This window comes from Vreelandella neptunia (assembly GCF_022489065.1).
Lineage (GTDB): Bacteria > Pseudomonadota > Gammaproteobacteria > Pseudomonadales > Halomonadaceae > Vreelandella > Vreelandella neptunia_A.
On record NZ_JAKVTW010000001.1, the window covers coordinates 386,119 to 408,332 of the forward strand.

23 protein-coding genes and 1 tRNA gene are annotated in these 22,214 nt (G+C 54.1%); 10 read left to right on the forward strand and 14 right to left on the reverse strand.

The window, feature by feature from the left end; translation table 11 throughout:
• Positions 1-2,007: a capsular polysaccharide biosynthesis protein gene (locus MLE19_RS01710; protein ID WP_240716349.1), complete on the reverse strand. Its 2,007-nt coding sequence runs from the start codon at positions 2,005-2,007 to the stop codon at positions 1-3.
• Between the two features lie 530 nt (positions 2,008-2,537).
• On the opposite strand from MLE19_RS01710, the gene MLE19_RS01715 reads away from it, so the two are divergent.
• The 5 genes from MLE19_RS01715 (at position 2,538) to MLE19_RS01735 (ending at position 7,166) form a co-directional block, all read left to right on the forward strand.
• Positions 2,538-4,454, forward strand: a complete 1,917-nt coding sequence (locus tag MLE19_RS01715) for a diguanylate cyclase (protein WP_240716350.1) — start codon at positions 2,538-2,540, stop codon at positions 4,452-4,454.
• Between the two features lie 160 nt (positions 4,455-4,614).
• Positions 4,615-5,562: an AEC family transporter gene (locus MLE19_RS01720; protein WP_240716351.1), complete on the forward strand. Its 948-nt coding sequence runs from the start codon at positions 4,615-4,617 to the stop codon at positions 5,560-5,562.
• An 85-nt stretch (positions 5,563-5,647) separates the two neighbouring features.
• A tRNA-Arg gene (locus tag MLE19_RS01725) sits at positions 5,648-5,724 on the forward strand.
• Positions 5,725-5,875: 151 nt separating this feature from the next.
• Complete coding sequence (locus MLE19_RS01730) at positions 5,876-6,160, forward strand: hypothetical protein (RefSeq protein WP_240716352.1); 285 nt, start codon at positions 5,876-5,878, stop codon at positions 6,158-6,160.
• A 514-nt stretch (positions 6,161-6,674) separates the two neighbouring features.
• Entirely contained in the window at positions 6,675-7,166 is a 492-nt protein-coding gene (locus MLE19_RS01735) for a CreA family protein (protein WP_240716353.1), read from the forward strand.
• An 88-nt stretch (positions 7,167-7,254) separates the two neighbouring features.
• Here the strand turns inward: MLE19_RS01735 and MLE19_RS01740 are convergent, their stop codons facing one another.
• Both MLE19_RS01740 and MLE19_RS01745 read right to left on the reverse strand, forming a co-directional pair.
• On the reverse strand, positions 7,255-7,809 hold the full coding sequence (locus MLE19_RS01740) for a CAP domain-containing protein (protein WP_240716354.1): 555 nt from the start codon (positions 7,807-7,809) through the stop codon (positions 7,255-7,257).
• Complete coding sequence (locus MLE19_RS01745; protein ID WP_240716355.1) at positions 7,802-8,290, reverse strand: pyridoxamine 5'-phosphate oxidase family protein; 489 nt, start codon at positions 8,288-8,290, stop codon at positions 7,802-7,804. The genes MLE19_RS01740 and MLE19_RS01745 overlap by 8 nt, the downstream gene beginning before the upstream one ends.
• A 214-nt stretch (positions 8,291-8,504) precedes the next feature.
• Between MLE19_RS01745 and MLE19_RS01750 the strand changes: the two genes are divergently transcribed.
• From MLE19_RS01750 to MLE19_RS01760, 3 genes are all read left to right on the forward strand, one after another.
• Complete coding sequence (locus MLE19_RS01750) at positions 8,505-8,759, forward strand: DUF333 domain-containing protein (RefSeq protein WP_240716356.1); 255 nt, start codon at positions 8,505-8,507, stop codon at positions 8,757-8,759.
• A 42-nt stretch (positions 8,760-8,801) separates the two neighbouring features.
• The gene (locus tag MLE19_RS01755) at positions 8,802-9,770 is read left to right on the forward strand and encodes a GlxA family transcriptional regulator (RefSeq protein ID WP_240716357.1); all 969 of its coding nucleotides are present in this window, start codon (positions 8,802-8,804) and stop codon (positions 9,768-9,770) included.
• 106 nt (positions 9,771-9,876) lie between these two features.
• On the forward strand, positions 9,877-10,842 hold the full coding sequence (locus MLE19_RS01760) for an ABC transporter substrate-binding protein (protein ID WP_240716358.1): 966 nt from the start codon (positions 9,877-9,879) through the stop codon (positions 10,840-10,842).
• Positions 10,843-10,923: 81 nt separating this feature from the next.
• Here MLE19_RS01760 and MLE19_RS01765 read toward each other — a convergent pair whose 3' ends face one another.
• The 4 genes from MLE19_RS01765 to MLE19_RS01780 are packed head-to-tail and all read right to left on the reverse strand — an operon-like array spanning position 10,924 to position 14,085.
• The gene (locus tag MLE19_RS01765) at positions 10,924-11,745 is read right to left on the reverse strand and encodes an alpha/beta hydrolase fold domain-containing protein (RefSeq protein ID WP_240716359.1); all 822 of its coding nucleotides are present in this window, start codon (positions 11,743-11,745) and stop codon (positions 10,924-10,926) included.
• Between the two features lie 14 nt (positions 11,746-11,759).
• A complete protein-coding gene (locus tag MLE19_RS01770; protein ID WP_240716360.1) occupies positions 11,760-12,215 on the reverse strand; it encodes a thioesterase family protein in 456 nt (151 codons plus the stop codon).
• Positions 12,215-13,168: an L-carnitine dehydrogenase gene (locus MLE19_RS01775; protein WP_240716361.1), complete on the reverse strand. Its 954-nt coding sequence runs from the start codon at positions 13,166-13,168 to the stop codon at positions 12,215-12,217. Before MLE19_RS01775 ends, MLE19_RS01770 begins: the two co-directional genes overlap by 1 nt.
• Positions 13,165-14,085 carry a 3-keto-5-aminohexanoate cleavage protein gene (locus tag MLE19_RS01780; protein WP_240716362.1) on the reverse strand — a complete coding sequence of 307 codons (921 nt, stop codon included), beginning with the start codon at positions 14,083-14,085 and terminating at the stop codon, positions 13,165-13,167. Before MLE19_RS01780 ends, MLE19_RS01775 begins: the two co-directional genes overlap by 4 nt.
• A gap of 252 nt (positions 14,086-14,337) precedes the next feature.
• Here MLE19_RS01780 and MLE19_RS01785 point away from each other — a divergent pair, with 252 nt between their 5' ends.
• Complete coding sequence (locus tag MLE19_RS01785) at positions 14,338-15,615, forward strand: PQQ-dependent sugar dehydrogenase (protein ID WP_240716363.1); 1,278 nt, start codon at positions 14,338-14,340, stop codon at positions 15,613-15,615.
• Between the two features lie 99 nt (positions 15,616-15,714).
• Positions 15,715-16,032, forward strand: coding sequence for a c-type cytochrome (locus MLE19_RS01790; protein ID WP_240716364.1), 318 nt, complete (start codon positions 15,715-15,717; stop codon positions 16,030-16,032).
• A 106-nt stretch (positions 16,033-16,138) separates the two neighbouring features.
• On the opposite strand, the gene hutC is transcribed toward MLE19_RS01790, so the two are convergent.
• From hutC to MLE19_RS01825, 7 genes are all read right to left on the reverse strand, one after another.
• Positions 16,139-16,894: a histidine utilization repressor gene (gene hutC / locus MLE19_RS01795; protein ID WP_240716365.1), complete on the reverse strand. Its 756-nt coding sequence runs from the start codon at positions 16,892-16,894 to the stop codon at positions 16,139-16,141.
• Positions 16,895-16,929: 35 nt separating this feature from the next.
• Positions 16,930-17,745 carry a phytanoyl-CoA dioxygenase family protein gene (locus tag MLE19_RS01800; protein WP_240716366.1) on the reverse strand — a complete coding sequence of 272 codons (816 nt, stop codon included), beginning with the start codon at positions 17,743-17,745 and terminating at the stop codon, positions 16,930-16,932.
• Between the two features lie 39 nt (positions 17,746-17,784).
• Complete coding sequence (gene hisC, locus MLE19_RS01805; RefSeq protein WP_240716367.1) at positions 17,785-18,936, reverse strand: histidinol-phosphate transaminase; 1,152 nt, start codon at positions 18,934-18,936, stop codon at positions 17,785-17,787.
• On the reverse strand, positions 18,936-19,802 hold the full coding sequence (locus MLE19_RS01810) for an amino acid ABC transporter ATP-binding protein (RefSeq protein WP_276322281.1): 867 nt from the start codon (positions 19,800-19,802) through the stop codon (positions 18,936-18,938). Before MLE19_RS01810 ends, hisC begins: the two co-directional genes overlap by 1 nt.
• 13 nt (positions 19,803-19,815) lie before the next feature.
• Complete coding sequence (locus MLE19_RS01815; protein ID WP_035578072.1) at positions 19,816-20,478, reverse strand: amino acid ABC transporter permease; 663 nt, start codon at positions 20,476-20,478, stop codon at positions 19,816-19,818.
• Positions 20,475-21,134: an amino acid ABC transporter permease gene (locus MLE19_RS01820; protein WP_144814498.1), complete on the reverse strand. Its 660-nt coding sequence runs from the start codon at positions 21,132-21,134 to the stop codon at positions 20,475-20,477. Before MLE19_RS01820 ends, MLE19_RS01815 begins: the two co-directional genes overlap by 4 nt.
• 79 nt (positions 21,135-21,213) lie before the next feature.
• Positions 21,214-22,047: a transporter substrate-binding domain-containing protein gene (locus tag MLE19_RS01825; protein WP_240716368.1), complete on the reverse strand. Its 834-nt coding sequence runs from the start codon at positions 22,045-22,047 to the stop codon at positions 21,214-21,216.
• Between the last annotated feature and the right edge of the window lie 167 nt (positions 22,048-22,214).

Genomic DNA, 22,214 nt, shown 5'->3' on the forward strand with positions numbered 1-22,214 from the left:
TCAATGCCTTCCGATCAACAAGTTACGATAACAGCGGTAGAGATGCTGTTTCCATGTAAGGGTGCTTTTTTGTGTTCTTGCCTGTTCCAACAGGCTGACGACGGTTTCAGCATTGCATAGCTGGTGGGTCGTTGGGTCTACATAGCCGGGGTAAAGAATCAGCGTGCCGGCCACCAGCGCATCCAGCGAGAGTGAGCGAGTGCGGCGAGGGCAGCTAAGCGCATCCTGGGTTAGCCCCCAGCCAGCATAAAAGGGCAGGCCGTAGGTGCTGACTTCCCGCTTGCGCAAAAGTGCTTCAAAGCCGGTTAAAGAGCTCATGGTATGAACTGCATCGACGCGCTCTAGCAGGGTCGCGATATCGATACCACTCGCGTCTAGATCATACAGGCGTTTGGCATTGGTATCGAGTGCCCCGACACGCGCTTCGCTCAATACATCGGGGTGGGCTTTGTAAACGATAAAGGCGTCTGGGTGGGCGTCACGCACGGCGCTCAGTAGCCCGCTATTGGTATTAATATGAGGGGAGCCGGTGGCAATGGAGGCGTCGCTCTCCACCTGGCCTGGCACCAGTATTGTGTAACGCCCTTTGGGCAGCTCGACCTCTGCCGTGCCGCGTATGTTGTACTTGGAGAGCTTGAGCGCCACCAATCGTTCACGAAGCTGATGAGCTCGTAGCAACAGGTCGTCGCTGAACGTGGTGTCGTTAAGCAGCGTTTCCAAGTCACTGGGCTGGGTGGGGTCGTAATAGATACCCTGTGAATCAATCACCAACGACAGCGGCTGCGTAAGATCGACCCCCAGCCCCACCGAACGAATGAAGCCATCTTCCATACGCCAGAGTTTGGCCATGTGCTGGGCGTGCTGGCGCTTGAAATCTGCATCAATGCGGCTCGACCACACCAGCAGGCGTTCATCGGGTTGCTGGCTTGCGGGCAGCTCGGCCTGATAATTCACCTGCGCGGCGGGCCCCAAAAAACCACCAATAAAGCGCCGCTTCCACGAGGAGAACCCGCATGCCCGCCAGCTTCCCCGGTAGCGCTCCTGCTGGCGCTTTTGATCGGCAATCAAGGCGATGGCCTCTTCTAGCGTGGCTGATTGCCGGGTGTAAGGGTTGGCGTAGCGGCAGTAGCGTAAATAAGCGGCGGCAAAGACTTCAAGGAGGGTGCGCTGTGTGCGTCGTCGCTGGCAGGGCAACTGGTCGTGGGTTAGCCCCCAGCCGGCATAAAAGGGAATGCCAAAGCAGGACACCTGCTTACCCGCAAGCAGCGCTTCAAAGCCGAGCTGGCTGGTGACGACGTAAACGTGATCAACCTGGTCAAAGAGTGCCCAGGGATTGATATCTTCACCGATTACCCTGCAGCGGGGGTGGTCAGCTGCGTTAAGCAGATGCCCCTGTTTTTTGCCCGCAATTACGTCAGGGTGGATCTTGACCAAAATCTCGCTTTCGGGGTGCGCTGCTAACGCGGCCTCCAACATGTGTTGAAAACTCTCCGCTTGAGCACCGCCGTAATGAATAGAGGCATCCCCTGCGGTTTGGTCGACCACTAACACACGTGCCCGGCTGCTGTTCTGAACTGGCTGGTCGGGGGCATGGTTATATTTGGAGAGCCGGTAGCGGGCGATCAGTGCTATACAACGTTCGGCTTGGGCTAGCTCTTCAGCGTCGAAGCTTGCTGTGTTGAGCCAGTTTTCTAAATCAGAAGGGCGCGAGGCGTCGTAATAGATACCGGTCTCATCGACCACTAGGCTATGCGGTTGAAAGCCATCCACCCCTAGCCCTAACGAGCGTATAAAGCCATCTTCCAGGGCGATATAAGGTAGTTGGTGGCGTTGGGCATACTGCCTTGCGCGGACGCTGGTGGGCTTTAACCCCCAGCCAATGATCGCGTTGGGCTTCTGCTTCCATGGGCGAAGGCGGGCGAAACGATGAAATTCGGGCAGCAGCGCAGGCAGGGCAGCCAGTTTGCGGATACCTGAGGATGTGTAACCTGCCGTTCGTGTCGCCATAAATAAGGCCGCAGTGAGGTAACAGTACAAAGAGTAGGCGGGCGAACATACGTGAATTGGCTAGTGTAATCAATTCATCGCATGCTTGAGGGTAGATTAACCGTGGATAGGAGGAGCCTGTGGTTATTTGCTTAAGGTTGCGATAATTAAGCGTATGTAACGGATTTAGATGGTCTAGTTTCAAAATGTTTATAAGTAGATAAAATAGCTTTTGCTAACCTCTTAAGTTAAGTTTGTTAGAGTTCGCTCATGCGTTTGTATTACTTGAAATGGCTTGCATAGTTGATACGTATCAACGCTTGGGTAAGGCATAATTTTGTTAAGCTCATTGCTTATTCTGCTTGGGCGCTACCGCCCCTCTGGCAATAGTTAACGGATGTAAATGCTGCCTTTTAAATATATACACTCAAGGTCACCCGGTGCGTTTCACTAACACACTGAAATTAATATTCTCCTCCCGCTCGTTGAGAGGCCGGCTGCTGCTGGGGCTCGCACTCACATGGTTTTTGGTGGTTACCCTAGTGCTGGGTATGTCTTGGCAATTGGGTAAAACCATGGTTCAGGAAACCAATATGTCTCATCTGCGCTATGAAGCCACGCTACTGGCCGATGAAGTCACCCAGCAAGTTGAGATGCGTTTTCAGGCGCTCGAGCGCCTACGCGGAAAGATTGGTGCCACCGATGATGCTGCTTGGATTAGCTATCAACTGCAGCAAAACGATAGTTTGATAGCACTGTTCGAAGGAATTGTCGTAGCAAATCGTGAAGGAACCGTGGTGGCCGATTGGCCCGCTATTGTAGGCCGGGTAGGGTTGCAAACCGCTGAACTTGAGTATTTTCGTATGCTGCGTGGCACCCGTCATCCTTACGTTAGCGAGCCCTTTATAGGCCGAGCGAGCGGCGTGCCTATCGTATTAATCACTGTTCCGCGGCTCACTGATGAAGGCGAGTTTGATGGTTTTGTGGGTGGCATTCTTAATCTTGACTCCAGTGGGGTGTTTGGCCGCTTAGCCAGGGTACGCCTGGGTGAAAAAGGCTATGCAGGCGTTGCTACTGCCTCTGGCAAAGTTCTGTACCATCCCGAAACTTCATTAATCAACGCCTCCGTGCCCAGTAAGGACTTTAACCCTTGGTTGGATATGGCCTTGGATGGCTGGGAAGGAGACGTGGTTAGCAAAATACTGGATGGTCAAACGGCGCTTCAGTCCTACGCCCAGGTGTGGCCCGCCAGTTGGGTCGTTGGCCTCTATTTGCCCATTGAACAAGCCCAATTGCCGCTGGCTAACTTCATTCGTAAACTTTGGTGGTTGTGGGTGTCGCTTGCGCTATTAATGCTGCCACTGCTGTGGTGGATGCTGGGGCGTGAACTAACGCCGCTTAAACATCTGGAGCGGCAAATCGGTGAGGTGGGTTTAGGTCACCGCGAAAATGTTAGTTTGGCCACCAATATGCAAGAGCTGCAGCAAGTGGCATTGACGTTTAACCGTGTAGAAGAAGAGCGCCAACTGCTGCTAGGCCATCTTCAGGAGCGCGAGGCGTTTCTTGACTCGGTGCTCAACGCCGCACCGCAGGGCATGTTTGTTGCCAACATCAAAGGCGACATCACCTACATGAACCCGGCGCTGCTGGAAATGCTGGGTATTTCAGCTGACCTGCCCATGGAGACTTGGCTGACGCAGGTTCACCTGGACGACATCAAGGGGGCGCAGGATTTGTGGCTGCATAGCCTGCGTACCGGCAGTGATTTCGTTCGCCAGCTGCGGTTTTTACGCAGTGATGATGAGTTACTGTGGCTGGACATTCATGCTCGCGTGGTCATGATCTCCCAAGATGGCCATACCCTGGGGTTGGTGGGGGTTGTAAAAGATATTACCGAACGCCGGGAGCAGGAGGCCATTCAGCGCTGGGAGGCGGAGCACGACCCGTTAACAGGGCTGCTCAATCGCCGAGGCTTTGAGCGCCGCCTGGACGAAGCGTTTGCCGATTTTCAAAAAACCAGCACACCTTCGGCCCTGCTGCTGTTCGATTTGGACCACTTCAAGCCCATCAACGATGAGGGCGGGCATGCACTGGGTGATGAAATGTTGCGGCGTATTGCTCAGGTCGTTGCCTGGGAAGTTCGCCGCAGTGACCATGTGGCGCGTCAGGGGGGCGACGAGTTTGGCGTGTTGCTACCCAGCTGCACCCTTTCTCAGGCTATGAAAATCGCGGAGTCTTTACGTCATGCAGTAGGGGAGATCTCTGTGACCCACCAAGGCAAAGAGTACATGGTCACACTCAGCATTGGTGTCACGACTTTTGATGAAATTGACGCTAGTGTCTCCCATGTTTTAGCGCGCGCCGATGCAGGAAGCTATGAGGCCAAGGGGCAAGGCCGCGATGGGGTAGTCGTCAATATGCCTCATAATAAGGAGGATGAACCGGAGTTGTTCGACCCGTTTAAGTAGCCATCTTAAGACCCTAACCTAGCCTTTTAAATAGCTTCTTAAATAGCTCTTAAAATTTTCCCTCATTAGCCTCACAAGCACCTGCGGCGCGCTTGATCAGTCGACAAAACTAGCCCAGCAGTAGAGTATAAGCAGGTGCTGAACTTACTGAGACGCTGTTGTGAACCTACTTGAACTATTTGCCCGCACGCTGGATGTGACGCTGCCTGTTTTTGCGATGGTGTTTTTAGGCTTGGGCCTGAAGCGCTTGAAATGGATCGATAGGGCGTTTGTCTCAACTGCCTCAGCGCTGGTGTTTAGAGCGACACTGCCTACCCTTATTTTTCTTAGCCTGATAAAAGCCGACTTGAGCGTTGCGCTAGATGTATCGATGATGGTGTTTTTTGCCGCCGCCACGCTGGTGCAGTTTCTGCTGAGCTGGGCCTGGGCGCACTATCGAGTAGCCCACAAAGATCGTGGGATATACGTGCAAGGCGCCTTCCGGGGTAATTGCGGGGTAGTGGGCTTAGCCCTGGCGGCAGGTATGTACGGTAACTACGGCCTTTCAGCGGGTAGTTTGCTGCTAGGCGTGGTGATTGTGATGTACAACGTACTTTCAGTGGTGGTGCTGGCAACCTATCAACCGGGGCAGTCTACCGACTGGCGCAGTTTGCTGAAGCACGTGGTCACTAACCCACTGATTATCTCTGTCTTCGTCGCGCTTCCGTTCACGGCGCTCTCGATCCCGCTGCCGAGCTGGTTGATTACCTCAGGGGACTATTTTGCCTCGTTAACGCTGCCATTGGCGCTGATTTGTATAGGCGCGACGCTCTCCGTCTCAAGCATGCGCGACAGCAGCCAGGTAGCGTTTGGCGCAAGCTGGATGAAAATGGTCACGCTCCCGGTGCTTTCCACTGCCGCAGCTTGGGTAATGGGCTTTTCCGGCGAACAGCTGGGCCTACTGTTCCTGTTCTTCGCCAGCCCTACCGCCGCCGCCAGCTTTGTAATGGTGAAGGCGATAGGCGGCAATGTGGCCCTTGCGGCCAACATCATCGCCATCACCACACTGATGGCGAGCATTACCGTCACGCTGGGCGTCTTCGCGCTGCGTTTACTTGGCTGGATATAGGAATCAACGTGAATTAAGCAACTCGGTTGGCCCTGCCTAAGGGGACGCGTTATACTACGCGCCCGCAACTTTAGACCGCGATTAAGTCCCTGTAGCTCAGTAGGATAGAGCAGCCGCCTCCTAAGCGGCAGGTCGCAGGTTCGACTCCTGCCAGGGACGCCAACGGGCTATCTGTAAACCTTTCCGAACACCCTCAAATACGAGCGCTCATTTGCATTAGGCAACTATTTGCCCGTTTTGCTATATAAGTGCTGTTAGTTCCTGCGCTGTATCCTCATACTGCATCGGCAAATAATAATTAAAAGGAATGACCGTGCTTATAAAAGCAGTGATGTTGATGCTGGCGCTATGCTTCGCGAGTGTGGCAAACGCTGAGCAGCCGTTTGATACCTCTGATAACTGGCTTACCCAAGCCGAGCTTACCGTGTCAGCCGAAGAGGGCGCATGTGACCTGACGTTCGACACGATTTCAAAAGAGCTTTTCCTAGCCCAGGGCGGATGTTGTAAAACATGCTCCAAAGGCAAGGCATGCGGTAACTCTTGTATCAGCCGTAACTACACCTGCCACCAACCGAAAGGGTGTGCGTGTGATGGTTAGGTAAAGCACATACTGCCCACGATCTAGCTAAATCTATTGGTATTTAACCTTACACAAGTTGCCACTTATCTCCGCAACTGAGTTGACTGGAAAGAAGTGATTTTGTGGGTGCTTTTAGAAGTCAACTTGCATATAGAGCTTAACGTGACCAAAAGCTAGAAAGGCTGATTAAAAAAGCCGTCCTTGGCCTGCCGCGTGCTCCTGTTCCTTCCGCCTAAGTTCTTCCCTGGCTCAATCCATGAGCGTGTGAATCGTACTCCTTGTACGCGGCGTGCATTGGCGTAAGCACACGGTAATGCATCTTCAAAAAAGATGATGTAAGAGATATCTGTCACGCTTGTAAGAAATATCTTACAACGAGCAAAATAGCGTTTAATCGTGATAGGGCGGGAGGCAAACATGAACAGGGCAATCACTGTGTCGCTGAGCTGCGTATTTCCCCATAACGATACCCGCATCAGGTATGCTCCTTGCCTGCTTATCACTCGCTGAACATTGGTTAAGGAAGCTCTCTATGTCGTTAAATATACGGTCGTTATCTAAACGCGTTGCCATTAAGGCGCTCGTTGTTACGTTTGCACTGCTTCCGCCCACGCTGTTGGCTCAGGATGCTCATATTGGCAGCGTGCGAACGGAGTTCAAGCTGCTGGGGCCCAATAACACCATTGAAGTGGAGCGTTTTGATGACCCTGAGGTGCAGGGCATTTCCTGCTATATTTCCTACTCTCAGATAGGCGGTATTACGGGGGCGGTCGGGCTTGCTGAAGAGGCCAGTGAAGCCAGCGTGGCGTGTCGGCAGACGGGCGAGATTATCTTCGACCCTGCTGACGTAGAGGAGCAAGAGGTGATTTTTACTCAGCGTCGTTCCGCGCTATTCAAGAATATGCGCGTTGTCCGCATGCATGATACTGAAACGCAAACCTTTGTGTACCTGACCTACAGCGCCAAACTGGTCGATGGCTCGCCTAAAAATGCGATTACGGCGGTTCACTACGGCGATCTGTAATGGGGTATTTGCTGAAAATCACACTGACACATTCCCCACTGCAGTCGGCGCTATTGATGATTGGTCTGGGCATATCAATCAGATTAATTTAACGCGGATTGCCGAGGGTCTGTGTCCAGTAGGTAGAGTAGCGTGAGTCCGGTCCGTTTACTTTCGCCATGCCCATTTCAGTAAAGGCAGCGCTCATGATGTTCTGGCAGTGGCCGGGGCTCTCTAACCAGCCATTCACCACGGCGGGAACTGAGCTGTGGCCAGCGGCGATGTTTTCACCCACTGCCTGCCAGTTGTAGTCCTGGGAGCTGACTCGCTGCTCAATTCCCTCTCCATCTGGGTCGGTATGGCTGAAGTAGTCGTTCTCGGCCATATCTTGGGAGTGCATCTGGGCGGCTGCTTCTAGCTTGCAGCTCCAGGTGAGCGGTTCCGCTGCCTCAAAATCCTGATCGCCACACTGCCTTGGCTTACGGCGCGCTTCGTTGATGCTTGAAAGCATTGCCTGCTTTTGATCGGTGAATTCACACTCACCTTGTGCGTTGGCACCGTGACGCTCGTTGGCTGCCCATGAGCTGCTTGAGCCCATGAGCATTACCACGAGTAAACTGAACAGCGCCCCGTCAGAGGGGCGCTTGGGAAGGAGGTTAGGCACCGAATTTTTCATTCTCGCCGAGGTTCGGAGTGGCGTCTTTTTTGAGATTGGCTTTGGCAATCTCGTAGAGCTGGAAGGTCTTGCTCTCTTTGGCTTTCCAGTGCTCGCCCATCTCTACTTTAATTTCCAGCAGGGCGACGTCTGGGTCATCCTTACCTTCAGGGAACCAAGCGGCGATGAAGGGATTCCAGTATTTTTCGATCAGGTCACGGTTGTCGGTCAGGTTGGCTTTACCCGACAGCGAAACGTAGACGCCGTCTTCCTGATCAGAGAAGCTCAGGCACACATCGTGATCGCTATTGGTTTCAAACACTTTTTCTGAACTACGACGGGTGAAAAACCATAGCGTGCCGTCGTACTCTTCCTGCACTAAATGCATCGGACGGGCGCGGGGCGTGTCGTGATCCGAAGTAACGAGCATGCCGACTTTGATATCTTTGATCATCTTCCAGATCTTTTGCTTATGTTCAGGGCTGGACATAGCTTCACTCTCCATATGAATTTTGCTGTAAATCGCCATCGACAATGCTTGTACATGGCCAATGACTTGCTACAGCTTAGCTACCATTTTCGACATCAGCAAACATGCTAAACAAGAGCGGCATTTCATATGAAGTGATATCCGGCTTGATGTGTCTGCGGATACTCACCAGAATCAAAGTAGGTTACCGGTATGGTCAGGGAGGAAGGTTACGATGCGCATAGGTTCTATTTACTGCAGCTGCACCATTGCTGTTCTATCACTGCTTGGCGGCTGTACCACGGGAGGGGGAGACCCTCATTCTCAAAACCATATGACTCAGCGCGCTGCTGACTACTGCGAAAGCGTTGGCGGTGAAACTGAAGTTCAAGAAACCAGTTTAGGTACCGGCCGCTATTGCCGCCTGCCTGATGGCCGAGTCGAAAATCAGTGGCAGCTTTATCAAATGGAGCGGCTCGATAACGACTAGCGGGCTTTTACACTCCTTTTATGATTGATCTTGAGCATTGCTATGCGTCTTAGTTACCACGGCCCGTTACCTGAAGTGATGGGTTTTTTACTGTTACCTCAGTATTCGATGATGGCATTTTTTGCGGCGGTGGAGCCGCTGCGGATCGCTAACCGTATTGCCAATCGGCCGCTGTTTGACTGGACGCTCATCAGCGCTGACGGCGGGCCGGTGACGGCGTCTAACGGCATGACCTTGATGGTAGATCAAGCAACGGCGGATGTTCATCATCTGCCTTCGCTGGCGGTATGTAGTGGCTTTACCCCGAAAGCACATCTCACGCGGCCATTAATGGCCTGGCTTCATCAGTTGGATCAGGCGGGCTGCTGCTTGGGCGGCATTGATACTGGGGCTTTTTTGCTCGCCGCCACAGGGCTGTTAAAGCATGAGCGGGTGGCGCTGCACTGGGAGAGTTTGCCTGCCTTTCGTGAGCGCTTTCCGGGTATTGATACCACCGATGAGCTTTACGAGCTGGGCGAGCGGCGTTTTTCTTGCGCGGGTGGGGCGGCGGCAATGGATATGGCGCTGGAAGTGATCGCGCGGCGCCATGGCGCAAAGCTGGCCATTGATGTGTCTGAGCAATTGATCCATGACCGTATTCGCACCCGCAGCGATCAGCAGCGCATGGCGTTGGTGAAGCGCTTAGGCACCCACAACCGGCGCGTGGTTGAAGCGGTGGCGCTGATGGAGCAGAACCTTGAGGAGCCGCTTTCCCTCGAAGAGATAGCGAGCCGGGTGGATGTGTCGGTGCGCCAGTTGCAGCGCTTATTCGAGCAGGAGCTAACGGTAACCCCGCGGCAGTGGTACTTGCAGCTGCGCATCAAGCGCGCCCGGCGGCTGCTAGCAGAGACCGATCTTGCGGTGTTAGCGGTGGGGTTAGCCTGCGGGTTCAGTTCGTCTTCTAGCTTTGCGCGTTCATTTCGAACCTATTATGGCTACTCGCCAAAGCAGGTGCGGGAGAAAAGCGTTTAAGGCGCTTTGTGCGTCGTATAATGGCTGTTAAGCGTCGCTTGGTGCCTAGTAGTGGAGAGGCAGCCGCGCATACTGACTAAACCCAATTTATAAGAGGTTTAGCCCTATGTCTGTCATTACTAGCTCTACCACTACCAGCTCTACCACCAAATCGCTATCGCTATCAGCGGGCTTTTTACTTGCTGCGTTTGCCGCCACGCCCGCCATGGCGGAGCTTGATGAGCTGCGCTTCGGCGTGCCGCCATGGCCTGGGGTTACGGTAAAATCAGAAGTTGCCGCCCAACTGCTGGAAACCATGGGGTATGAAACCCGCCAGCAAGATTTAGCTGTCAGCGTGATCTTGGAAGGCTTGTCGCGTAACGACCTGGAGATCTATTTGGGTGGCTGGTATCCGGTACAGACAGATATGGTTGAGCCGCTGGTGGCCGATGGCAAAGTCGAAAAAGTGGTTTCCAATATCAGCGGTGCCAATTCCGGGCTGGTCGTTCCCCAGTATGTCTACGATGCAGGCGTTACCACGGTTGCTGAACTGGCTGAGCACTACGACCGTTTCGATGGTGAAATTCAGGGTATCGAAGCGGGCACCGGCATTAACGATGCGATTCTTAACGCCATCGATAACGACCTTGCGGGTCTAGGCGATTGGCAGCTCCGCGAAAGCTCTACCTCCGCCATGCTGGCCCAGGCAGAGCAGAAAATGGCTGACGAAGAGTGGGTGACGTTTGTCGGCTGGGAGCCTCACTGGATGAACGTGAGCTTTGATTTGGCCTATTTAGCCGACAGCGATGATGCAGGCGTGGCCACCATTGAAAGCACGGTGTGGACCATTACGCCGGGGAGCCTAGCTGAAGAAGCTCCCCAGGTTCACCGCTTTCTATCGCAATACGTGATCGATATTGAAGATCAAAATGAGTGGGTGCATGAGTATAGCTACGAAGAGCGCCCCGCGGATGAAGTGGCGAATGAGTGGATTGGCAACAACCTGGATACCGTTGCTGAGTGGCTCGAGGGTGTTGAAACCCGCGATGGCGAATCTGCTATTGAGCAGGTACGTGCCCAGTTCGATTCTTAATAGCCCGGACGTTTAATAGCCCGGACTATTAATTAATAGCGGCTCTTGAAGCCTAAGCTGTGTTCCACTCCAGACAGCGCCTTATTCTTTAAGGCGCTGTTTTAGTGTGTGGCAAAAGTCCTGCCAAGCGGCACTCATCTCGGGTAGCTGCGTGTGGGCATGAAGGGCGCCATGCACCATGTGTGGCGCGCAGCAGTAGCCAATGGATGCCCCCGCTTGCTGCCAGAGAGCTATTGCGGTGTCGATAGGCAGTGTTAACGGGTCATGCTCCACCGTGAGTACTTCGATGCTAGCGGCCGGTGGGCTGCGATCCCGCTGGGTGGCAATGATCTCAGGGTACTGTTCGCGAATGCTGAGCACATCGTTGCGGGAGAGCAGTGGGGCATCTTCACCTAGGCAGGCTGGCGAAAGCTCGCCAACGGTTGGGTAAATCAATCCCAGCGGTGGCGCATCACGCAACGGGTGAGCAAGGTCGATCGCTAATCGCCCACCCGCGCTGTCACCCACCAGCGCAATGGGTTGAGACGCTTCTAAAACCGTACGGCAGTCTGCCAGCATGGCGGGGTAACCTACCTCTGGTGCAAGCCGGTAGTTCACGCTGACCACTTCACACTCAAGCGCCTGAGCCAAGCTGGCTGCAGGGCCATGGTGGCTCTCGTTTGAACCGATGGTAAAACCGCCACCATGGATAAACAGCACGCAGCCTGATGCTCGCTGCTGGGGTATAAAGCGACGCACGCCCACGCCATCCAAAACGCTATTTTCGATCCGCATTCCAGTTGGGTCGGGTGGGGCAAACGTGCGGCAAAGCGTGTCGTAGGCGCGCCGTGCTTGAGGCAGTGGCAACTCCTCCATTACCGCCAGCCCTGCGCTAAAACGATGAATAAAGACGTCTACGTTCATCTTTGTTGTTACCTTTAGCGGCGAATGCCGATGGTGCGCCCGGCAAGTTCTGGCCAGGCGTCGCTATTTGCTCGGGTCAGTGCTGCAATACGTTTCGCGACTGCTTCAGGAAACGGGCTTGGGCGTCCTGATGCTTGCTTCATGCCCATCAGCATCTGCTCGCTGGTTGCCAGTAGGTTGCCTTCGTCGTCAAACATGGCGAAAAAGACGTGCATGCGTTTTGCATCGCTATCGAGCAGGGTTAGATCAATATTGAGCGGCTGGTCTTGATGCGCCTCGCGTCGATAGCAGAGATGAGTTTCCAGGGTATACACAGTGTAGCCATAGTGCTCACGGCCCGCTTCATCTAGCCCAATGTGGTCAATCAGCGCTTCGCAGGCCTGGGAGAAGACGCGGGCGTACTCCGCGTCGTTCATGTGCCCGTTGTAGTCGACCCACTCGGGGGCGACGTGGGTTTCATGGATGATCATTAAATGCGTCCCTTTAGGCCTTCGGCTTCCGGCCAGTATTTCTGGACTACCTCCAGCAGCTCGACCAGGAAGTCGTCCCTGCGGCGATCCAGCGTGGCCACTGTCCGCCCTGCGGCTTGGTGCTCACAGCCTTCGACTACTTTATCGATCAATTCGTCAGTCAGCTCTGGGGCTTCCAGCTTGGTCCAGGGGAGTTTTAACGCGGGGCCAAACTGCTCCAGCATATGGCGCATGCCTGGCTCGCCGCCCGCTAGGTGGAAGGTTAAGAAGGTGCCCATCAATGGCCAGCGGAGCCCACAGCCGTAAACTACCGCTGCGTCGATCTCTTCGGTGGTGGCCACACCATCGTTGACCAAGTGCAGGGCTTCCCGCCACAGCGCTTCCATTAAGCGGTCGGCGATATGGCCCTCTATTTCACGGCGCACCACGAGCGGCCGCATGGCGAGCGCCTGATAAAGCGACTGGGCGGTGGCAATTTGTGTGGGTTGAGTGGCTTCACCGCCAACGAGCTCTACCAGCGGCAGTAAATAGACTGGGTTGAAGGGGTGAGCGACGATCACCCGCCCAGGCGCTTGCTGGCACTGCTGCTGCAGGTCGGTGGGTTTGAAGCCGGAGGTGGACGAGCCAATGATGACATCCGGGGCGGCGGCAGCGTCAATCGTAGCCAAGATATCTTGTTTCAATTCAAGGCGCTCGGGCACGTTTTCCTGAATCAGGTCAGCGCCGCTTACGGCCTCCTCAATGGTGCCCGCAAAGGCTAATCGCTCAGGGCTGGCGTTGGCCGCTAAACCCAGCTGGGTTAACGAGGGCCAGGCGTTCTCGATAAACGCTTTAGTGCGCGCTGGCGCGTTGGCATCTGGGTCAAACGCGACCACATCCCAGCCTTGGGCGAGGGCGCGGGCAATCCAGCCGTTGCCAATCACGCCGGTACCAATCACGGCTAAGCGGCTCATGCTTCACCTCCTGCTGTGTTACCCATGATGCTTCCGCTCACTGGGTCGCGTAGTTTTAGATGGGCGCGGGTTTCTGCGGGCGTCATAACTCGGGCGCCGAGGTTTTCAATAATGGTCGAGGCTTTCTCAACCAGTTGGCCGTTGTTGGCCAGCACGCCTTTCTCTAAAAACAGGTTATCTTCCAGGCCAACCCGTGCGTGGCCACCCAATAGCACCGCTTGGGCAACCATGGGCATTTGATGGCGTCCAATACCAAAGGCCGCCCAGTTGGCGTTATCCGGTAATTTATTACGCATGGCGAGCATGGTTTCGGTGTCTGCTTCGGCGCCCCAGGGGATCCCCAGGCAGAGTTGATAAAGCGGGTCGCCATCAATCAAGCCCTCTTGCTGAAGCTGGCGGGCAAACCATACATGGCCTAAATCAAAACACTCCAGCTCCGGCTTTACACCGGCGGCTTGCACCAGACGGGCGTGTTCGCGCAGCCAATCGGCTGGGTTGACGTAGACCATATCGCCAAAATTAAGGCTGCCGCAATCCAGCGTACACAGCTCAGGAAGCAGCTCGCCAACCGGGGCGTGGCGTTCTGCTGGCGTTTGAATATCAGTGCCTGGGCCACCGCGGGTGGGGTCTGTGGCATCGGGAATCCAGTCGCCGCCGCCGCCCGCGGTGATGTTCATGACGATATCCACATCCGCTTCGCGAACACGCTCCATCACTTCGCGGAATTGGTCGGTCGAGTGGCTGATGCCGCCGGTTTCCGGGTCGCGAACGTGAATGTGCGCGATGCTTGCTCCAGCGCGGGCAGCTTCAATGCAGGACGCGGCGATAGCCTTGGGGGTAACGGGAACATTGGGGTTTTTAGCGGTGGTATCACCCGCGCCAGTAACGGCACAGGTAAGGATGACATTGCGGTTCATTGCGAGCTCTCTAGTCAGCAGTTTATTCGCTGTCTAGTGTGTCGCGGTGGGCAAACATTAGTTGTCGTAAAGCGACATTCGCTATACACAAGCTGCGGTTTTTGATCTCCGCTATTTTATCTACGTTGAAAGGTACTGATTAGACACTTGGTCAGCGGTAAATATTGACCGCCATGGTTGCCGATCTAAACTGAATAAGCCCATGGCAAAGTTGATAAAAATTACAAACAACGTTAGGTAGGAGAATCCCCAATGTCCCATAAACCCACTCTGCGGCCGCTTTCTGCGTTCATCGCCTCTGCGATGATCATCGGCTTACCCGCCGTCGCGACTGCTAATGAGCCTGAACTCAGCCAGTCTGAGGTGTTAACCGGTCTTGAAAACCCTTGGGATATGGCTTTTCTGCCTGATGGGACGATGTTTTACACCGAACGCTGTCTGGGGCTTTCGGTGCGACTCCCCGATGGGGTGGTAGAGCACCTGCTGGGGATGGAGGGCACGGAGGAGTATGCCATCACCGCCGATGATCTTGTCTGTGAGGGGCAGGCGGGGATGAACGGTGTGGCGATCGATCCCGATTTTGACGAAAACCGCACGGTCTACGTCTACTCTGCTTCCACTATGTCTGAGCCACGTACTAATCGCGTGCTGCGCATGACGGTCAACAGTGAGTTTACTGAGGTCTCGGATCGCACTGACATTGTCGAGGATATTCCGTACAAGCCCGCCGCCACCGATCACCCATTCGGCGATGCGGGCGCCCATAATGGCGGACGTATTCGTTTTAGCCCAGAGGATGGCTACCTCTACGTCACTACCGGCGATAACCATAACAGTGAAATTCCACAGTCACCGGAGCTGATTGGTGGCAAGGTGCTGCGTATCGATCGGGATGGCGAGGCTGCCGAAGGTAACGAGCCGCCTGAGGGATTTGATCCTCGCATCTATACCTATGGTCATCGCAATGTACAGGGCATCACTTTCCACCCAAGTACCGGCCAGCCCATCGTGACGGAACACGGCCCCTGGCACTCGGATGAGATCAATGCGCTGGTGAATGGCGGCAACAGTGGCTGGGATCCGAAACCCAACATGGCGGGTCGTGGCGACTGCCCGGACGATTACTGCGGTTATGAGCCCAATCAGACCGAAGGGATGGATCCAAAAGAGCGGGCTGCCTATATGCCGGTGACCGACTTCGAAACCTACCCCGATGCGATGCAGCCTGCGTGGAAAAACGATGGGCTGTCTCAGGGCATCTCGTCTGCTGAGTTTCTAGTCGGTGAGCAGTGGGGCGATTGGGATGGCCGTTTGATCGTTGGTTTTATGGGCATCGGTTTTGGAGGCACGCCGGTAGGGCAGCGTATAAATCTGATTGATATTGCAGAGGATGGTCTTTCGGTCAACGACGTTACTGAATTGCCGGTGCCCATGGGAGCGGCTCGCTTCCGTTCGATTGTGCTGGGCCCGGAGGGGGATCTTTATATGGCCGTGGATGAAGGCAGCATTTACCGCATCACTCCGGAATAAGCCATTAGCAGCCGCGCCGACGCAAGTCAGTGCGGCTGCACTCTCTTCAAGCCGTCTTAAGCTTTCTGATCAAGATCACTCCACTGGGAAAAGGCCACTATGAAGGTATCACTGTTTTTCGTTATTGCAGCGGCGCTGATGATGCGGTCGGTTTCTCTGCAAGCGGCAGATAAGTCGGCTGGAGAAGCACTATATAAGGACGCTTGCGCTCAGTGTCACGGCCCAAAGGCACAAGGGATGGCGAGCTTTCCATCGCTTAGCGGACGGGATGCAGAGTATATAACCTCCCGCCTTGAAACCTACCGGGCAGGTGAGAAGGTGGGTTCAAATTCCTTTCTGATGATCCCCAACGCCACCGATTTATCGGATGATGATATTGCTAACCTTGCCGCTTTTATCGCTGATGTCGAAGAGTGACTAATCTTGTGTATCAGATCTGAACATAATGCTGAGCAGCGTCATTCAATATATAAAACAAGCTGAAACGACTAAGTATGAAATGTGTCTCACTCGGAGTGTCAGGTCAGCCCGCATGAGAGGTAGCATCAACGGCGTAGCGACTGCCCAGCCGATAACGCATCGATGGATGGAGAAACTTAACGTAGGTGACGACCCGTGAAGCACTCCATGTGCGGCGCATGAGTGCTAAACAGGGCTCGTTTGCATCAATCTCAAGCGCTTTCGCGTCCTCTTCCGAGGGCAATAGTGCATCGACGATATGTTCTATTTCGTCTACAGGGACGGTGTTAAGTAAGTAGCGCGAAGGTTGTAGCGTGTCATCAAACTGCTGATGAATAAAATCTGGCGCCATGGCAGGTGAAACGAAACGCTCCTCCAGCTGTACCGCGAGACCTTCCTCATAGTGAACACAACGAAGGTGATAGACCGAACTGCCAGTGGTTAGCTCAAGTGCTGAGGCAATGGCGAACGGGGCCGCTACACGACCGAGTTCGAGTACTTCACAGTGGTAACGATGGCCCCGAGAGATAATCTCATCGGCAATATTGGCTATTTGCAGTAAGTTGGAGTGTGGCTTGCGTTCGGCAATAAACGTACCTACTCCACTGGTTCGTTCTAAGTAGCCCTCATTAGTCAGCTCTCTTAGCGCTCGATTAATCGTCATTCGAGACATTCCGAGCTCATTAACTAATTGATTTTCAGATGGAATCATGTCGCCAGGTTTCCAAAAGCCCGAGGCGGTACGCTCCAATACAAACTGCTTAGCTTGCAAATAAAGTGCTTTCGGTGCGGTCACGCTATCGGTATCGGATTTTTTCATCCACTACTCCAGTTATGGCAATTGAGACCGAGTCTCTAGGTTTGCCGGTAGATAATTGGGAATTCAGGCCCCGCCAGCGCATCACCATCCTGTAAGGTGAGATGGGCAAAAGGCGGAGACCCTTTGCCGCCACGATCGACAAAACGGGCATTGTCCCCTACCCAGCGTGCGGAGAATACTCTACGACGATGGGTGGAGGTATTGGCAGATGCTCCGTGTACGGTTCTAAAATCAAACGCCACGGCGTCGCCAGGCTCCAAAGCCCATTGCAATATTCGGTGCTTGGAGCTCTCTGCATCGATATCGGGCAGCTCTTCCCGGGTATCACCTTGATAGAGGTCACTACCATCGAAGCGTTTGGGGCGGTGAAGTTTATTCCAGTGGTTTGAGCCCGCAAGGCATTTTAATGATGTATCACATGCCACGGGATCCAGAGGAATCCAAAAGCTAATACACTGAGCGCTTTCAACGCAGTAGTAGGGTTGATCCTGGTGCCAAGGGGTCACTTGCGAAGAGCCAGGCTCTTTTACGAGTACGTGGTCGTGAAAGAACTGTGCCTGTCGTGAGCCCATTAGTTTGCAAGCTAGCTCCGCAATAGGAGATTCCATAACAAAGTGTGAAAAGGGCTCAATGCGCTGCCAGTTGCATAGATCCTGAAAGAACGGTGCTGAGCCATCACTAGGTTGATAAGAGCGTTCCAGTGGGCTTGGTGATTTGATCAACGCATCTACTCCTTCTCGTAGTGGCTCCATCCAATCGTTGAAAAAACCACGTAGCACCACGGCGCCTTCGCGTTGAAAAGTCTCAATCATTGAATCATCTAGCGTGACATTGGGGGTGGAGATGTCCATTGGGTTATCTACCTTATTCAGAGAGTTGAGTTATCAATGTCAGTGAGTATCAAGTTCCTGAGCGACGGGGCTGGAGTTTTGAAGAGCCACCGAAAGTGCGGTGAGAAACTGATCATTTTGTTCGCGGCTGCCGATTGAGACGCGCACCCAGTGGCGATAGCCTGGCTCGCGCCAAGGTTTAACGATCACTCCGTGGCTCAGCAGTGCTTCATGCAGCGTTTCTGATGCTTGATCCGTTTTGAAAAAAAGAAAATTAGTCAGAGAAGGCACTACCGTTAGTTGCATCTCGTTAAGCGTCTTGTTAACACGCTCGCGTTCGCGAAGGGTCGTTTCAAGCCCAGCCTTGAGGTGGGCTTCATCCTGCAGCGCTGCGAGCGCAGCTACTTGAGCGAGACGGTTAACGTTAAACGGCGTGCGTAAGCGATCGATAAGATCTGCAATCGCTGGGCTGCTGACAATGCCATAGCCCACACGTAATCCGGCCAGCGCATAGGCTTTCGAGAAGGTGCGTAAAACGATCCATGGGGTCTGCTGTTGGGATAGCTGAGCCAGCACATCCGGATAGTCGAGGCTGCCCTGGGCGTACTCGTAATAGGCCTCGTCAAAGACTAATAGGGTGGCGGGGGTCAGCACCGCGAGCAGTTGCTCTAGCTGGCTGGCAGAGAGTGCGCTACCGACAGGATTTGAAGGCGAAGAGAACATCAGCATGCACGGTGGCTCAATAAGCGATTCAAGTAGCCCATCAATGTCGAAATGGCCGCCCTCCAGCATTGGTACTGGGCGAATATGCGCCCCCAGTGATTGCGGGTATAAAGTGTGCAGACCGAAGGCTGGAGTGACGGTGACTAAGGTATCACCGTGGTCGAGAAACACCCGGCACAAAATCGCGATCAGATCTTCCGATCCATTTCCAAACACCAGCTGTTCGGGTGCAACCCCAACGCGTTCCGCCAGTGCATCACGCAATAGCTCACAATAGGCATCGGGATAAAGGCCACTATCGATAATGGCGTTTGAGATAGCGGCAGCCACCTTGCTGGATGGGCCGTAGGGGTTCTCATTACTGCCAAGTTTGGCAATTTTTGATACGCCAAAGCGCTTGCCGACCTGTTCGCTGGAAAGCCCAGCATTGTAGTTTTCAAGCTCGCGCACCTCGCGGCGTGCCAAGGGTGTGGGGTCAACAGGCAGCATTAGTTTTCTAACTCCGGTGTGGTGTTCCAGAAGGCATTGCGATCCAGGTAGTTCTGTAAAAACTGGCGTAGTCGAGGATGCTGGGTGTCACGAAATACTTCGTTGGGGGTGCCGCGGGTAACGACACTGCCTTGATCCAGGAAAACGACGCTATCAGCAACCTGGGCCGCAAAGCCCATCTCGTGGGTGACCACCACCATGGTCATGCCTTCCTGGGCGAGCTGTTTCATAACGGCCAGCACTTCACCCACCAGTTCCGGGTCGAGGGCCGAAGTGGGTTCATCAAACAGCATGATTTTGGGCTCCATGGCCAGTGCCCGGGCGATCGCCACGCGTTGTTGTTGGCCACCGGAAAGGCGTGCGGGATACTCCTTGGCTTTTTCACTGAGGCCAACTTTGTCTAACGCCTTCATCGCCTTTTTTTCAGCCTCCTGTCGCGGTAAGCGCCTTACCCTGACTAACGCTTCCGTGACATTGCCCAGCGCGGTCATATGGGGCCATAGGTTGAACTGCTGAAAGACAATACCTAGATTGCGTCGAGCCTCGTTAAGACGGTTGCGCCCCGCGTGTTTACGGTGTCCCCGATCATCAATCTCCCAGCCCAGCAAACGCCCCTCAATATGAATTTCGCCGTCGTCATACTCCTCAAGGAACGCCATGCAGCGCAGTAGGGTGCTTTTGCCGGAACCTGAGGGGCCGATCAAACAGACCACCTCAGAGTGGTGTACGTCTAGGTCAATATTGGCGAGCACTTGATTTTTGCCGAAGCGCTTGCCGACGGCTGCAAGATGGATGATTGGCGCTATCTTCGAGTTCTCAGCCGGGACTGCTGAGATAGCGTTAGTGGGGGATAGGGAAAGCGACATAGCTAGCTCCTGTTCAGCGCTGCAAGTAGATGCCGACGCGGTGCTCAAGCCACCTGCCTGCGCGTGAGGTGATCTCGATCAGTAATAGATAGGCGATGCAGAGCACTAATAACGTTTCAATAAAGGTAAAGGTGCGGGTGCCAATACCGGTGAGCACCGCGGTTAGCTCCGGCACAGTGATAATCGACAGTACGGCGGTTTCCTTGCACAGAATGGTCAGCATATTGACGATTGCTGGCAGGATAAGGACGAGCATCTGCGGTAGTTGTACGCGCCACAGTAGCTGAAGGCGGCCAAGCCCCAGGCACTCGCCTGCTTCCAGCTGCCCACGTGGCACCGCGGCAAAACCGCTACGAAAAATTTCCGCAAAATAGACACTGCTATAGAAGGCGATGCAGAGCACCCCAGCCGTCATCGCGCCGAGCCGCAGGCCAAATGAGGGGCCGCCGTAGTAGACCAGGAACAGGATCACAAGAAAGGGGGTGCCGCGTACCAGCTCAATGAATACTCTTAGTAACAGCTGTAATGGCCGCCCACCAAAGAGCATCAGTGCAGCAATCAGTAATCCCGCCATAAGGCCCAGCACGCTACCTGCCAACCAGGTATAGATGGTGACTAAAAATGCGTTCCAGATTGCTCCGGCATTGGCAGTGATAATGGATAGATCGAAAGTCACGCCAGACTCCTCTCTAAATGACGCTCAAGTCGGCGCCCGAACATGGTCAGCGGTATGTTAATCAGGCAGTAGATCCCCGCTAGCACCAGGTAATGCTGGAAGAATAAGTAGTCTGACGAGGCGAGGTTCTGGGCCACCCGGGTAAGGTCCGCCAGGCCAACCACCGACACTAACGCTGAGGCCTTAATCAGCAATACCAGCTCGTTGACCAGTGAAGGGAGGGTGCTTTGAACCGCTTGGGGCAGCTCAATACGCAGCAAAATAGCCGGACGGCTCATGCCTAGTAGATGTGCCGCTTCACTCTGTCCTGAGGGGATTGCCATCAGGCCACCGCGTAATATTTCTGCGATATAGGCGCCTGAGCAGAGCGAGAGCGCCATCACCGCAGCAACCATAGGGGAAAGGTTGGGTAGGCCAAACATAGGAGCCAAATAGTAGATGACCAATAGCTGCACGAGCAGCGGTACACCCCGAAAGATAAAGATATAGCTGCCGCCGAGGCGCCGTAGTAGTGGCATTTTTGCCAGCTGCATGCTGGAAATAAGTATCGCGATGACAAAGCCAAAGGCATTACCCAGCAACGACGTCTGTAGCGTGATAAGCAGTGCCTTGCCAAGCAACGGAAGGCTGAAAAGAAAGGTTGGCCAGTCGAACATTGGCAATATCCCTGGAGGTGAGGGAGAGCATACCGGGCGGTATCTAGCTCAATGACCGCCCGAACACGTCACAAGCTGATTAGATCTCCGGTTCAAAATCTTCGCTGGGAACATCCATCGGCTCGCCGAACCATTTGGTTTGCAGCTCAGCTAGGCTGCCATCCTCATGCATCGATAGCAGCACCTCGTTGATGGCTTCCACCAGTGAGGCGGACTCCTCATCGTTGCGCGCCATATAGCCGAAGTAGGCGGGTTGCCCAAAGGGGGGGTGGACCACCTCAAACATTGGTCGTTGGGTAGCGGTGTAGGCAATATTGGGGAGTGAGTTGGCTACTGCATCAATCCGACCCGCGGCAAGATCAGCGTAGGTTTGGCTATAATCAACGTACTCGGTAATCGTTGGGGGCTCGGGCAATTCAGCGGCAAACGCCTTTAGCTGCTCAAGCTGTGCAGTGCCGCGACCACCACCGGCCGCTTTGCCGGAGATATCTTCGGGTGTTTGTATAGAGTCGTCGTCAGCACGCTTTAAGATGGCGACGGTGGCATCAGCGATGGGCAGGGTGAAGTTGTAACGTTGTTTACGCTCTTGGGTAATCATCGCCGGGCCAGCTACGAAGTCATAGTTTCCAGCCTCAAGGCCGGGCAGTACGCTGGGCCAGGGTAAATCGATCCAATTAATGCTTACTTCTAGCTCCTCACCCACACGCTCCATAAGTTCAAGGTTGAGTCCGCTTTGCTGGCCATTGTCTAGATAAGCGAATGGGGCAAAATGAAATTCAGTACCCACATTGAGCACCCCCCGTTCTTGTACCTCTTCAAGCAGATCCGCAGAGGCGGTGCTGGCTGCAAAAGAGACACCAAGGCCTATCGCCAGTCGGGAGAGTGAATGCTTTAGTAGATTGGATTTTTTCATTGAGTAATAACTCCATCGGGATTATTAAGAAACTGACAGTGCGTACCAGTACATCAACTTTATAAAAGCAAACTGCATGCCAGAAAGTACTTACCTGTATATACATAATGGCTTTGCAGATTTTTTCACTGAAGGGCGAAATAACTTTGCCCTGTTTGAGTGCGATC